Origin of the sequence: Winogradskyella sp. UBA3174 (assembly GCF_002364335.1) — a bacterium.
Lineage (GTDB): Bacteria > Bacteroidota > Bacteroidia > Flavobacteriales > Flavobacteriaceae > Winogradskyella.
Map to the genome: position 1 here is coordinate 69606 of NZ_DEXW01000045.1, position 14432 is coordinate 84037.

The 14432-nt window shown below is 32.0% G+C and carries 15 protein-coding genes; 9 read left to right on the forward strand and 6 right to left on the reverse strand.

Features of this window, described 5'->3' with window-relative positions:
• The first annotated feature begins 421 nt into the window (after positions 1–421).
• Both B2U95_RS08080 and B2U95_RS08085 read left to right on the forward strand, forming a co-directional pair.
• Positions 422–1156, forward strand: a complete 735-nt coding sequence (locus tag B2U95_RS08080; RefSeq protein WP_296314714.1) for a LytR/AlgR family response regulator transcription factor — start codon at positions 422–424, stop codon at positions 1154–1156.
• Positions 1157–1219: 63 nt separating this feature from the next.
• A complete protein-coding gene (locus B2U95_RS08085; RefSeq protein ID WP_296314717.1) occupies positions 1220–3106 on the forward strand; it encodes a tetratricopeptide repeat-containing sensor histidine kinase in 1887 nt (628 codons plus the stop codon).
• 5 nt (positions 3107–3111) lie between these two features.
• Here B2U95_RS08085 and B2U95_RS08090 read toward each other — a convergent pair whose 3' ends face one another.
• Positions 3112–3684, reverse strand: coding sequence for a DUF3109 family protein (locus B2U95_RS08090; protein WP_296314720.1), 573 nt, complete (start codon positions 3682–3684; stop codon positions 3112–3114).
• A 180-nt stretch (positions 3685–3864) separates the two neighbouring features.
• On the opposite strand from B2U95_RS08090, the gene B2U95_RS08095 reads away from it, so the two are divergent.
• Genes B2U95_RS08095 through B2U95_RS08105 form a run of 3 tightly spaced genes read left to right on the forward strand, consistent with a single transcriptional unit; the run spans position 3865 to position 5269 of the window.
• On the forward strand, positions 3865–4446 hold the full coding sequence (locus tag B2U95_RS08095; RefSeq protein WP_296314723.1) for a MarC family protein: 582 nt from the start codon (positions 3865–3867) through the stop codon (positions 4444–4446).
• An 11-nt stretch (positions 4447–4457) separates the two neighbouring features.
• Entirely contained in the window at positions 4458–4658 is a 201-nt protein-coding gene (locus B2U95_RS08100) for a hypothetical protein (protein WP_296314726.1), read from the forward strand.
• Entirely contained in the window at positions 4658–5269 is a 612-nt protein-coding gene (locus tag B2U95_RS08105) for an FAD-dependent oxidoreductase (protein ID WP_296314727.1), read from the forward strand. Before B2U95_RS08100 ends, B2U95_RS08105 begins: the two co-directional genes overlap by 1 nt.
• On the opposite strand, the gene B2U95_RS08110 is transcribed toward B2U95_RS08105, so the two are convergent.
• The 5 genes from B2U95_RS08110 to B2U95_RS08135 form a co-directional block, all read right to left on the reverse strand.
• Positions 5259–6866, reverse strand: a complete 1608-nt coding sequence (locus B2U95_RS08110; RefSeq protein ID WP_296314730.1) for a S41 family peptidase — start codon at positions 6864–6866, stop codon at positions 5259–5261. The two genes, B2U95_RS08105 and B2U95_RS08110, sit on opposite strands and share 11 nt — an antisense overlap.
• Positions 6866–7297, reverse strand: coding sequence for a deoxycytidylate deaminase (locus B2U95_RS08115; RefSeq protein ID WP_296314733.1), 432 nt, complete (start codon positions 7295–7297; stop codon positions 6866–6868). The genes B2U95_RS08110 and B2U95_RS08115 overlap by 1 nt, the downstream gene beginning before the upstream one ends.
• Before the next feature lie 96 nt (positions 7298–7393).
• Positions 7394–7984, reverse strand: a complete 591-nt coding sequence (locus B2U95_RS08120) for a HupE/UreJ family protein (protein ID WP_296314735.1) — start codon at positions 7982–7984, stop codon at positions 7394–7396.
• 61 nt (positions 7985–8045) lie between these two features.
• A complete protein-coding gene (locus tag B2U95_RS08125) occupies positions 8046–9026 on the reverse strand; it encodes a LacI family DNA-binding transcriptional regulator (protein ID WP_339614228.1) in 981 nt (326 codons plus the stop codon).
• A gap of 130 nt (positions 9027–9156) precedes the next feature.
• A complete protein-coding gene (locus B2U95_RS08135) occupies positions 9157–10716 on the reverse strand; it encodes a sugar porter family MFS transporter (protein WP_296314739.1) in 1560 nt (519 codons plus the stop codon).
• Positions 10717–11280: 564 nt separating this feature from the next.
• Between B2U95_RS08135 and B2U95_RS08140 the strand changes: the two genes are divergently transcribed.
• The 4 genes from B2U95_RS08140 to B2U95_RS08155 all read left to right on the forward strand — a co-directional run.
• A complete protein-coding gene (locus tag B2U95_RS08140; protein WP_296314742.1) occupies positions 11281–12159 on the forward strand; it encodes a bile acid:sodium symporter family protein in 879 nt (292 codons plus the stop codon).
• Between the two features lie 229 nt (positions 12160–12388).
• The gene (locus B2U95_RS08145; RefSeq protein ID WP_296314744.1) at positions 12389–12982 is read left to right on the forward strand and encodes a Crp/Fnr family transcriptional regulator; all 594 of its coding nucleotides are present in this window, start codon (positions 12389–12391) and stop codon (positions 12980–12982) included.
• A gap of 60 nt (positions 12983–13042) precedes the next feature.
• Positions 13043–13618, forward strand: coding sequence for a DUF1566 domain-containing protein (locus B2U95_RS08150; RefSeq protein WP_296314747.1), 576 nt, complete (start codon positions 13043–13045; stop codon positions 13616–13618).
• 65 nt (positions 13619–13683) lie between these two features.
• A partial coding sequence (locus B2U95_RS08155; RefSeq protein ID WP_296314749.1) for a sulfatase-like hydrolase/transferase occupies positions 13684–14432 on the forward strand: 749 nt, incomplete at its 3' end.

Here is a 14432-nt window from a genome sequence, read left to right on the forward strand (position 1 = left end):
TAGAAGATTGAAAACTAAAAAATATTTAAACAAAAAGAAGCATTATTTAAATGCTTCTTTTACTGAAATAATTAACTAAAAGTAAAATTTATGTTTACTTATTGATTGAGTGACCCATAAAAAAAGTCAGGATTTTAAAAAATCCTGACTTTAACTGATTAATAGCATTTAACCTTTAAGCGAACCCCTAATTCGCATAATATATGGTCAGTTATTATTCAAATATCACTTTTAAAGAAGCCGTTTTATAGTTGCCATGTATAAACGGTTAAAAAAAATGTATAATTGGTAAGATCAGGTATTTAATGATTTGTAAAATATGCTATCCTACTCATTACACACTAAACCTTACTTTACATACATCTATTGTGGTACTGCACCGAGAATATTATTTATCTTTATAAAGTAATAACCCTTAGACATGCTAAAAGCAGTAATAGTTGATGACGAACCTAAAGCCATTCAGGGCTTGGCTTGGGAATTGAGTAATTTTAAAGAAGAGATTAAAGTATCTGCAACTTTCACTAGTCCAGAAGATGCGCTAATCTATCTAAAAATAAATACCGCTGATTGTCTTTTTCTTGATGTACAAATGCCAACTATGGGTGGTTTTCAATTTTTAGAAAAACTAGGAGAAACAGATATGGCAATAGTAATAACGACAGCTTACGATGAATATGCTATTAAAGCACTTAAGCATGAGGCTATTGATTATTTATTAAAGCCAATAGACTCTGACGATTTAAAAGAATCTATTTCTAAGATTAAAAAAAATAGTAACAAAAATTTAAATGCTTCAAAACTTGAAAGTCTACTATTAAAATTCAATTCTAAATTTGATAAAAAACGTATTTCTATCAATACCGATGGAAAACTTATGTTTTTAGATATTGATGATATTATATATGTAGAATCTGATGGTAATTACAGTACACTTTTCTTAACTGATCAAAAAAAGATAGTAATTACAAAAAAACTAAAGGAAGTAGATGCTTTATTGCCAGAGCATTATTTTTTCAGAATACATAATTCTTATATCATTAATATGGGTAAAATAAAAACTTTTATTAAAAATGAAGGGTATGTTATAATGGACAGTAACCATAAAATACCTGTGGCTAGACAACGAAAATCAGATTTTCTGGAAAAACTTTAGTCGATGATTATCAGCACTTTATTCCTTAAAATGCATCACAAAAAGCATCTAATACTAGTTTGCTTGCTCTACGTCTGTACTTTGTTTGTTGATGCACAAACTACAGATTTTGAAATGGCTTTAAATTCAATACAACAAAATCAACCTAAAAATTTTATAGGTATAGATTCATTATTCAAACCTTTTGAAAGGGACAGTTTGAAGATGAAACAGTTGTTAGAAACATCAAAAATAAACACTTATAATAAAGGTGTTAGCTACGCACTTAATGCGCTTGGTGTTGCAAATAGAAATATTTCAAATTATGAAAAATCTATTCAACTACATAAAGAAGCTAAAACTTATGCTGATAAAGCTAATAGTGATGAATTTAGGATTATAAGTCTTAACATGATTGGTGTGGCTTACAGACGTATGGATATTATAAAACCTGCTTTAAATTTTCATGCCGAAGCCTTAAAAATCGCATATTCAATTAAGAATCCTAATAAAACAGTGAGTTATAATATTGCTGTTTCACAAAATAGTATTGGAAATATTTATTTAGCACTTCAGCAATACGACTTGGCTTTATTGCAATTTAACAAGTCCCTTAAAATCGAAGTAAAAGCTGATAATAAGTTAGGGTTAGCAATAAACTATCACAACATAGGTTATGCCGAAGAAGCCAAAGGGAGCCTTGATGCTGCATTAAATAACTACAAAAAGTCTTTAGATTACAACAATGCTATTGATTCTGATATTGGACGTGTTATATGCTACAATAGTATAGGTGCTATCTACCTTAAAAAAGAAAAATACAAAGAAGCAGCTCCAATTATAAAAGGTGCTTTAGATAAGGCTTTAAAGTTAGGAGATCAATTTTATATTGCCTCGTCTTACATTAATCTTGGACAACTACAGATTAAAGATAATCAGCTTTCTTTAGCAGAAAAAAGCTTAAATAAAGCATTAAAAATATCAGAATCTTATAATCTTAATTCCTCTATTGCAGCTTCTAGCAAACTGCTCTCTGAGCTTAATCAGAAAAATAAAAAATTTGAGGTGGCTTTAGACTATTACCAAAAAGCTGTTGAAATAGAAAATACCTTTTTAACTGAACAAAATCTACAGTATGTTAATGATATTGTTGTCACTTATGAAAACGAAAACAAAGACAACCAAATAAAAGACTTGGCTCTAGAGAATGAGGCTGCAAGATTACTTTTAGAAAGAAATAAAAAAATATTACTTTATACGTCATTAGCTCTAGCGCTATTGGCCATCGCTTTATTTATAATGAATAGAACAAAAGCTTTAAAAAAAGAAAAACAGATTTTAATGTTAGAGCAAGATATGCTACGAAGCCAAATGAATCCGCATTTTTTATTTAATTCTTTAAACTCAATTAAGCTTTACATCATAAATAATGAGAAAGAAAATGCAGTTTATTATCTCAATAAATTCTCAAAATTAATTCGAAAAATTTTAATCGCTTCAAAAGAAAAAGAGACCACGCTTAGTGATGAACTAGAAACGATGAAGCTTTATATGAATATTGAAAACATTCGTTTTTCTAATGAAATAGATTTTAATATTAATGTAGATGAAGGTGTAAATACTGAAATAACAAAAGTCCCATCTTTAATTCTTCAACCATTTTTAGAAAATGCGCTATGGCATGGACTGTCTTCTAAATCCCAAAATAAAAGAATTAACCTTAATGTTATTAAAAACGAAACAGGCTTTATTACCGTAGAAATTATCGATAATGGTATTGGTCGGTTCGCAGCTAGAAAAATAAGTAATGGTAAAAAATTAAAACGAAAATCTGTTGGTATTGAAATTACAAAAGCAAGATTGGCAAACTTCTCACAAGGTTTCCCTAATAGTTATAGTTTAGAAATTGAAGATCTGTACGAAGCAAATAACGCTACCGGAACTAAAATTATACTTCAAATTCCGGTTTAATAAAGTTACCTGTTATATTTTTCTTGCGCTACTTTTTCTAACTCTGCATACCAATCTTCGCCAAACTTTCTAATAAGTGCTTCTTTTACAAATCTGTAAACAGGTACTTGTAATTCTTTCCCTAGTGTACATGCGTCATCACAAATTTCCCATTTATCATAGTTAACAGCAGAAAACTCCGTATAATCTCTTATTCTTACAGGATATAAATGACAAGATATTGGTTTTTTCCAATCAACTTCTCCTTGGTTATAGGCTTCTTCAATAGCACAAAGTGCCGTATTCTTTTCATCAAATATTACATAAGCGCAATCCGCACCATTTATTAACGGTGTTTCTAAATCCCCAAAAGCAGTCTTTACAGATGTACCTTGCGCTTCAATGGCCTTAATCCCTTCTTCGCGCAAAAATGGTTTTACTTTAGGATAGATATCCTCAAGTATTTTAACTTCCGATTGCTCTAAGGGCGCACCAGCATCCCCATCTATACAACAAGCACCTTTACATGCAGATAAATTACATAAAAAGTCTTTTTCTATTATATCTTCTGATATGATCGTTTTTCCTAGTTGAAACATGCGGCAAAAATAATTAAACTTTACATAACTTAAGAGATTCTGTATTTAGTTTAATACCTTTTTAAAATCAGTGTTTTAAATAAATCTGTTTAGATTAAGAATTGATTATTTAATATTAAATTAATATTGAAAATCTCTAATATTATCGCATCTTTGCCGCGAATTTGAAAAACGCATGTTATGCAACTAGATTTTAAACAAATATTCACCGCCTTTATGGTACTCTTTGCAGTAATTGATATTGTAGGTAATATTCCTATTATTATAGATTTACGCAAAAAAGTTGGACATATTCAAAGTGAGAAAGCATCATTGATTGCTGGTGTAATAATGATTATATTTCTGTTTGTTGGTAAAAGCTTACTTAGCGTCATTGGAGTCGATGTTAATTCTTTTGCCGTAGCCGGTGCATTTGTTATATTTTTTATTGCTCTGGAGATGGTTTTAGGGATTACACTTTATAAGGATGATGATCACGATGCTATAACAGCTTCAGTATTTCCTTTGGCATTTCCACTTATTGCTGGCCCTGGAAGTTTAACCACCCTTTTATCTTTACGTGCAGAATTTGATATTGAAAATATTATTGTTGCCGTAATTTGTAACGTTATTGTGATTTACATTGTGTTAAAAACCTCAGCAAAAATTGAAAAAATCATAGGTGCAAACGGAATTAAGATTGTAAGAAAAGTTTTTGGCGTAATTTTGCTAGCAATCGCAGTTAAATTATTTGCCCATAACATAAAAGCGTTATTGGCTTAAAAAACAAATTTATGAAGATACTTATCTTAATCTTAACCGTTCTTGCCATTAGTCTCATTATTTTTAATGCGACTAAATTAAATTTTGAAGCGCTTTTACAAGGAGAGAGTTTTACTGCCGTTATAACAATTGTAGCCGCTTTATGTACTATAACTCTTTTGCAAATTTTGAGAATTTCTAAAAAAATAGAAAAACTACAAAACAAACGCTAATGACTTTTGATGTGTTTATTATTGGTGGTGGAGCCGCAGGTTTATCTTGCGCTCTAGTTTTAGGTTCTGCTAAAGACAAAGCTTTTGCAAAGGACAAAACAATCGCTATAGTTACACATCAAAAAACATCGCATCTACAAAACGCACTATTTAATAATATTTTAGGTTTACAACCAGGCGCTTTAGGCAGTGATATTCTAAAAGATGGTAAAAAACAACTCAACGATTTATACCCTCATGTTAAACAAATAGAACACGAAAAAGTTACTACTATTTCAAAAGAGCTTGACACCTATTCTATTTCAACCAATAAAAAAACATACAAAGCAAAAATCGTTGTGGTAGCAGTTGGTTACACTAATTTAATGACCATAAAAGGCTTAGATTACTATATAGAGCCACATCCTAAAGCTGCAGTTGAAAAGGATAGAATTTGGTTAAAAAACAACGATCATCTCATTGAAAAGAATCTTTATGTGGCAGGTACTTTAGCTGGTTGGCGCAGTCAATTTGCTATAGCTTGTGGGAGCGGATCTCATGTAGCAACTGATATTCTTACACTTTGGAATGGTGGGAAACAGACCAAAATACACGACAAGATTACTGTTTGAAATCAGGATACTCAGAGCTTAAAAGTATAATTTCTTGTACCATAATATCTTGCTTATTAAGAATTTCTTCAAAAGCATTCTCATCAAACAACTGGCGAGCTAGTGTTGCTTTAATAAGTCGTTTAACTTCATCATTGTAAGCCACAAATGTTACGTTTGCACTTCCTTTTTTATTAATATAGTTTTGAAAACGAACAACAATATCGTCACTGACTTCAAAATTATTTATAAAATCGAACTTAGAAACGTTTGCATAAACACTTCTATCTTTATCTAATTCTTCAAAAACAAAATAGCCGAAGTAACCTCTTCGTCTTAAGTAATTAATAGTCTCGTTATCAAAAGCTCTATCTACAGGCACAAATACGTCTGGTATAATACCTCCTCCTCCATACACAACCTTTCCCTTTGGTGTTGTAAACCTTAAAGAATCATCAACTTCTATACTTTCTTCATCTGCTAATTCTCCTGTTCTTAAACGCTTATAATAATCATTATAATAGCTTCTATTATCACCGTTACTATATGGACGTTGAATAGAACGACCTGTTGGAGTGTAATATCTAGAAACTGTGAGGCGTACTGCACTACCATCACCTAAAGCCATCTCTCGCTGAACAAGACCTTTTCCGTAAGAACGTCTTCCTATAATAACACCTTTATCATTGTCTTGTAAAGCTCCTGCTATGACTTCGCTCGCTGATGCAGAATTCTCATTAATTAGAATATATATTTCGCCATCTTCAAAATCTCCTCTTCGGGTTGCATAAGTACGCACCTCTTTTCCTTTTTTATCTTTTGTAAAAACAATTAACTTATCATCCTCTAAAAATTCATCTGCAATTTGCTCTGCAATTCCTAAAAAGCCACCAGGATTATCTCGTAAATCTAGAGCCAATTTTGTAGCTCCTTGATCCATTAATTCACTTAATGCAGATTTAAACTCTTTAAATGAAGATTCTGCAAAACGGTTTATTTTAATGTAACCTAAATCATCGGTTAGCATGTAAGCTGCATCAACACTTTTAATAGGAATATCTTCTCTTCTTACTTCAAAACTGAGTAGTTCTTCTTCACCTTTACGATAAACAGTAAGCTTAACTTTAGTGTTTTTATCTCCTTTTAACTTTTCAATAATTAAATCATTAGTAATAGCACGACCAAAAAGCGAATCACCATCTGCATATAAAATGCGATCACCACTCATAATTCCGGCACGCTCACTAGGGCCGTATTCTGTTGGCTTAATAACAGCAATACTGTCTTTATAAGGATAAAAATTTATACCAATACCTACAAAGTCCCCTTTCATATTCTCCGTAATACGCTGTAAATCTTCTTTAGGGATATAGGTAGAATGTGGATCTAAATTATCTAATATGCCATTTACAGTTACATCAACGATACTGTCTGTATTTACATCATCTACATACTCATAATCTATGTAATCAATTAAACGGTTAAGTTTATCTTTTTTACTATTTGTGCTAAAAAGATTATCAGACGTATCTGTGAAATTTAGTTTCCCACCAATAAATACTCCTGCCGCAATAGCAACACCTAATAATAGTGGTATGTATTTATTTTTATTTGCCATTATGCTTTTAAATCGTCAATATGTTCTAATGCTATCCCTGCTTTTTTTAAGAATTGTAAACCCGAATCATCTTTATAACCTTCTTTATAAACAACTCTTATTATACCGGATTGGTGTATAAGTTTACTACATTCTTTACATGGTGATAATGTTATATATAACGTTGCTCCTTTACAAGATTGCGTTGAAGCTGCTACTTTTAATATAGCATTAGCTTCTGCATGAAGAACATACCACTTCGTATAGCCTTCATCATCCTCGCAATAATTTTCAAATCCTGTTGGTGTACCATTGTAACCATCAGAAATTATCATTCTGTCTTTAACTATTAATGCACCGACTTGTTTACGCTTGCAATGCGATAATTTTCCCCATTCTTTAGCTATTCGCAAATAGGCTTTATCGTAACGTAATTGTTTTTCTTTTGACATTAATGAAAGTTATCGTACAATGTTAATAACGAATATAAAAGGTTAGTATTTTATAAACAATCTACTCGTAGTTAAAGTTTTACCAAACTTTATAAGCTATAATAGAAAGTCATTTTGAATTATCATTGGAATTACCAAACCAATAACTACAGCAGATAAGACCATAACCCAATCTCGTCTCGAAAATCTGAAAATAGTTTGACATAAAAACCCAAGAAATAATACTACAAAAACAATAATAACCTGAGCTATCTCTATACCTAACGCAAACTCTAAAAGCAATATGAGTTTATTTTCAGATTCATTAGAAAACATTTTAAATTCTCTTGCAAATCCCAAACCATGAACAAGTCCAAAAAATAGCGTTGTAAAAAACAATAAGCCAATTTTAGTACTTCTGTCTTTTTTACCAGCCGTAAACACATTATAAATCGCAGCGATTAATATCGTTACAGGTATTAAAAACTCTACCAATTTACCGTTTACACTAACAAGTCCATAAGCCGCGAAAACCAAAGATAACGTATGCCCTAAAGTAAACATCGATACTAATAGAAGTACGCGTTTCCAATCTTTAAAAACGTAAGGAACAGCTAATACCATTAAAAAAAGCACGTGGTCATAACCATTAAGATCTAATACATGATTAATGCCGTATTTAACATTAAACCAAAAATTATCTAACATATTATAAGTATTTGGGATGTTTCAAAGTTACAATAAAACTAAATATTTCTCTGTTGAATATTTATGTTGTTTCTCTGTGAACTATGGTAGAATTAACTATTACGCGTTGAGGCGCTAAGGTATTGTCTTCTAATTTATTAACTAATAACTGAGCCGCTTTTCTGCCAATTTCTATACCGTGCTGGTTAATTGTTGTTAACCGAGGGCTAACATTTTCAGCCAATTTAGTTGGTGCAAATCCTAATATTGATATATCCTTTGGCATTTTAAGACCATTAGCTCTTGCAACTTTTAATGACAGCAAAGACGCATCTTCATCTGCTGCAACAATAGCGTCAATAGATGTGTTTTCTAATAGTTTTTTTAATTCCTCTTCTAAATTCTCAATACTAGATTCCACAATAGTTGGGTCTTGGCGACCTCTTATGGCATCTAAATAGCCTTCTTTTCGCGATTCTCCAACACTCAAATTATAAATAGCCGACACTAATGCTATCGCTTTTTTGTCTTGTTCTATTAATGATGTTACTACTGAATTTACAATGGCTTTATCGTCTACAATAACCTTATCAAAATCTAAACTCTTAATCACTCTATCAAATAAGACAATGGGCTTATTCCTTTTATTTGCATAATCAAAATGATCTACATGTTGATTAACTTGTGTTTCTTCACCAACTGCCACCAAAAAGCCATCTACAACTCCATTAGAAAGTGTTTTTAATATAGCTACTTCCTTTTCTTGAGACTCATTAGTAATTGATATAATAATATTATAGTTAGATGCATTAAGCACCTCCTCGATACCAATTATAACCTTAGCAAAAAAATTATTTTGAATACTAGGCACAATAACACCAATCGTTTTTGTTTTACCTCTCTTAAGATTTATAGCTAAATTATTGGGCTCATAATTATATAAATTTGCTAAATCATGTATGCGCTCTTTAGTTTTTTGCCCAATCTCTGGACTATCATTTAGCGCTTTAGAAACAGTAGATATTGAAACACCAGCTATTTTAGCAAGATCTTTTAAAGTCATTACATTCTTTTTTCTAAAATTAAGTCTTAAGGGCTAAGTGAGCAAATGTTTGGGTATAAAAAAAGCGAAACAAAAAATAGTTTTATGTTTCGCTGTATACTCTATATTAATTTATTCTCGAACAAGACTATTAAACTATTCCCTTAGGCTCTATGACGAACTCCCTTTCTAAGGCTTCTAAAGATTTGCCTTTAGTTTCTGGTAATAGCTTTAAAAGAATAAAAAAGCCTACTAATGCTATGGCTCCAAATATGAAAAAGGTTAATGCGTTTCCTAAATTTGACAATTCCCAAGGAAAAATTAATTGCACTAAAGAACTGATTAATGAGTTGACAAAAGCGATGACTCCTATAGCCAAACCTCTATATTTTAATGGATATAATTCTGATAGTAAGACCCACATTACTGGCCCTAGTGAAAAGGCAAAACAGGCTATAAAACCTAAAATTCCAATGAGTATTAAACGGGCATTAATAGTCGTCGCTACCTCTAAAATAGCACCATCATTTTTACTGTATATTTTATTTCCTAAAGCTGATTTTATATCATTTTTAAAATCAATATCATTGTCATAAACTTTATCGGCAAAAGGCAATAATTTTTCAGAATCAGAAAATTCAAATTGATTAATTTTTTCTTGTGATAGTTGATATGTTGCTTGGTTAAAGCCATAAGCACATACTAATAAGCTGATGGCAATACCTGCTGTACCAATCAATAATAAAGGTCTTCGACCCATTCTATCAATTAGGTATATCGCAACAAAAGTAAAAATCACTGAAATTGTACTTAATAAAACTCCTGATAAAAAGGCAGCATCTGTACCAATACCCGTTTGTTTAAATATAGAAGTAGCGTAAAAATAAACCGCATTTATGCCTGTAATTTGTTGCAGAACACCCACTATTAAACCGACCACTAAAATAAAACGTAACGAGCGCTTTAATAAATCTTTAATCTTTACAGGCGATTTGTCTTTATCTGCGTTTATATTTTCTTCGATACCTATAATTTCGAGTGCTCCTTTTTCTTTGCCATGAATCTGTGTTAAAACTTTTTTTGCCGCTTCATAATTCTCTTTTAAATAGAGCCAACGTGGGCTTTTCGGGACAAAAAACAAGAAAACAAGATATAATAAAGCCGGAATTAATTCGACACCTAACATCCATCTCCAAACGTTTTCATCCGTAAGAAAGCTACTTTCGGGTGTATTATATACATTGAAAAAATAATTACTTAAGAATGCCGCAAAAAAACCAAATACGATATTTAATTGTTGTAATGAAACTAACTTCCCTCTATTTTCTGCAGATGAAATTTCAGCAATATATATAGGTGCAATAACTAATGCTGCCCCAAAAGCCAATCCACCTATCATTCTTGCTACATAAAGCATTTCATAAGAGGTTGCCACAGCCGACAATACAGCAGAAATAGCATATAGAAAAGCAACACAAATGAGTATTTTTTTTCGTCCAAACACATCACTTAACCTCCCTGAAAACAGCATAGCAAACATCGCTACCCATGAAGGTGCGCTAACAGCCCATCCCCAAGCAAAACCGCCTTCATCTAAATTAAATTCGGGACCAGCAAAAGACATAACACCAGAAATGATACCTGCATCAAAACCAAAAAGGAAGCCACCTAGTGATACTACAAATGCAATAAAGACCAATTTTCTATTCATAATGTATTGAGTTCAAAATTCAAATTTAATAAACTATTAATTGTATTGCTCGGAATTTTAATTTATAGTAGTATTTAACTATTACCAACAATATTAGTTTGCAGAATAAAAAATAATACATTTTCTATTCTAGAATAGATTTTAACAACGTAATTCAATAGGGAATAATATATCATGGTTAACCTAAATAAAAAAGTCGAACCTATTGATTAAAGAGTTGCTATAATTTAATTCAATATCTATTTTCTCAAAATAGACTTTATTGTATTACACATGAGTGACAAACTGATAATACTGGGTTATTTAGATTTTATTATTTATTTAGTCAATATAGAAAATTTAACTTTTATATAAAAAATACGGATTTCAACAATAGGCTACTAAAATAAACCCTCACACCTAGCTCAGACTAAAAATACTTAGAAAAATGTAATTAAGTCATATTATAGCTACCTTTGAAAAACAACACATTACATAATACCTATTACTTATTAGTGTATAATTTTAAGCATATTTTAGAACTAGGCTTATGTTTACGAAGAATTTTAAATAATTAATTAACCATTGACAATAGCCGAAACTTTAAGTAAAGTATTCTTACCCATATCTCTGGCTATTATAATGCTAGGAATGGGGATGACCTTAATTCCTAATGATTTTACTAGAATAATAAAATATCCCAAAGCCATTTTAATTGGTCTTACCAATCAACTTATCTTATTGCCAATTATTGGTTTTTCACTAGCTATAGCTTTTGGATTAAGTCCAGTAATGGCCGTTGGATTAATGATTTTGGCGACTTGCCCTGGTGGGCCAACCAGTAATTTAATAGTCCAGATTTGTAAAGGAAATATTGCATTATCCGTTACATTGACTGCTATTGCGAGTATCGTGAGTGTATTGACAATACCCTTTATCTTGTCTTATGCCTTAGACTATTTTGGTAGTGGTACAAATGTGACCATTAAACTGCCCATAATAGATACGATCTTACAAATAATGGGAATTACAGTGATTCCTATTTCGGTTGGGATGCTCATTCGTAGATTCAAAACAAACTTTGCAACACGAATGGAAAACCCCATGCGCAAGGCTTCTACTGTAATTTTTGTTTTAGTATTTATCGCTGTAATAGCTGCTAATTTCAACATCGTAGGTCAAGCCATGAAAGAAGTAGGACTGGTGACCTTGTTATTGAATATTTTAACCCTAGGATTGGGGTATTTAACCGCTAGATTGTTTAAATTGAATTTAAAGAGTGCCATTTCAATTTCGGTGGAGAGTGGTATTCAGAATGGGGCATTAGCATTTGTAATTGCGACATCTATATTAAATAATATTGAAATGGGCATTCCAACGGCAGCTTATGCTATATGGATGTATGTCACTGGTGGTATTTTAATGTGGCAACTTGGAAAAAGACCTGATGTAACATCTACATAATTAAACGTGCCAAACCCCTACATGGCTATAATAAATGGCTTAGTTATCGCCAAATTGGACACGAGCCTAGCGAATTGTCGAAGCAAAACCTTAAGAATTTTCCTCTAATTCGTTTCCTTTTACTAATTTAGTAGTAGCTATAGGCTTACCGACAGGTAGGGCCTACAAAAGAGCGCAGCTAAACCATGCATGTGACTCTTAGATTATATTAAAAATAGGACACATCAAAATGGAATTCTCAAATTCAGAAATAAAAGATTTATTAATAAAGTTCTTTCCTAATTTAAGAGAAAAAGAAATTGATAGTATCTTATCTATTTCAAAATATCACGTTGCAAAGAATAAAGAAAGAATCTTAAGCAGTGGCAGAAGAGATAAAAACGCAATCTTAATCTTAAAAGGAGTGGCACGTGCCTATAGTACTAATGAAAAAGGGGAAGAATTAAATGATTTCATAAGAGCCGAGGGAAAACTTATGGCAGATGCAAGAGTTTTTGGTGATGATATTCAATTACTCAATATTGAAGCTATTGGAGACATTCAGTATCTGAAATTTAATATTAGTAATCTAGAAGCATTGGGGTATGATAATCCTGAACTCATGAAATTTTATTTAAACATTTTAAAAGAAATAATTTTAACGCTTTCCTATCGCTTAAACACTTTTGTTGCGATGACTCCAAAAGAGCGTTATCTTGATTTATTACACTGGAACCCCATATTAATTGAAACTTCTTACGATAAGCACCTCGCTAGTTTTTTGGGAATCAAACCCTTAACGATACACAGAATAAAAAAAGAGATTACAAAACCTATCAAATGATATTTTTTTAGTTGATGCTTTGGTTTACGTTTGTGCAAACAATTTAAACCAAACTTTAGAATGAGAAAGTCTATTTTAACCCTATTACTTGTAGTTGTCATAGTCTCCATCCAATCTTGTAGTGATGATGATAATGAAGGCACAACAACGCAATTAGCTATTGGTGATTTCCATGAAGGAGGCGTTATTTTTTACCTGGACGCTACAGGTGAGCATGGCTTAATTAGTTCTGTAGCTAATCAAGGATTTAATATTGAATGGGGCTGTCTTGATGCCGTTGATTTTGGAGCTAATGGTCTGGAAATTGGAACTGGAGCTCAAAACACCATAGACATTCTCGATAGGTGCGACACCCAAAATATAGCTGCAGATCTTTGCGACACCTATGAAAATGACAGCTTTGACGATTGGTTCTTGCCAAGTAAAAATGAGTTGGACGCCCTTTACCAAAACTATGAAATAGTTAATGATACAGCACTCGATAATGCCGGTGACACCTTCGGTAATAGTGAATATTGGTCTTCTTCACATGATGCAAGCAACACCGTTTGGACACAATATTTTACAAGTTCTGGCAATACAAATAGTGATTTTAAGAATGGCGAGCACTATGTTCGTGCCATTCGATCTTTTTAATAAGAAAACTGATATAAACAGAAATACGAGAATAAATTCATAACAAACAACAATTACATAAAATCATGAGAAACCTATTTCATCTTGCTTTTGTAGCATTAATTTTAACCAGCTGTGGACAGTCTCCCGAAAAGGAAAAAACTACAGAAGTCGAAAAAACGGAGCAAAAAAAACCAAACATTTTATTATTGGTTGGTGATGATACCGCATTTGGAGACATCGGAGCTTTTGGTTCGGAAGTTAAAACACCAAATATGAATAAACTTGCTGATGCAGGGGTTCGCTTTACAAACTTTCACGTATCACCGGTGTGCTCTGTGACAAGGTCAATGATTTTAACAGGGAATAACAATATTGAAGTTGGTTTAGGAGCCTTTGACTATTCTGTTTACCCTCCTACTAGAGGAAAAAAAGGCTATGAGTCTTATTTAACCGATGATGCTGTAACAATTTCTGAACTTCTTAAGGACGATGGTTATGATGTTTACAAAGTTGGAAAATGGCACTTAGGTGGTGATAAACCAGGAAGTAAAGGCCCCTTAGGATTTGGATTTACCAAAGAGTTTGGTATTTATTCTGGAGGTTCAAATCACTGGAATAATTTAGCAATGACGCCCGATTTTGCGGACCCAAATGGATTGAATGTGAAACGCGTTGAAGAATGGACTTTAAACGGTGAACCATACGAAAGACCTGAAGGCGTTTATTCTGGTGAGATCTATACGAATCAAATGTTAGAATTTATGAAAGGTGGTGCAAAAGAAAATAAGCCTTGGTTTGCATATATGGCTTTTACAACGGCACATTTTCCTAT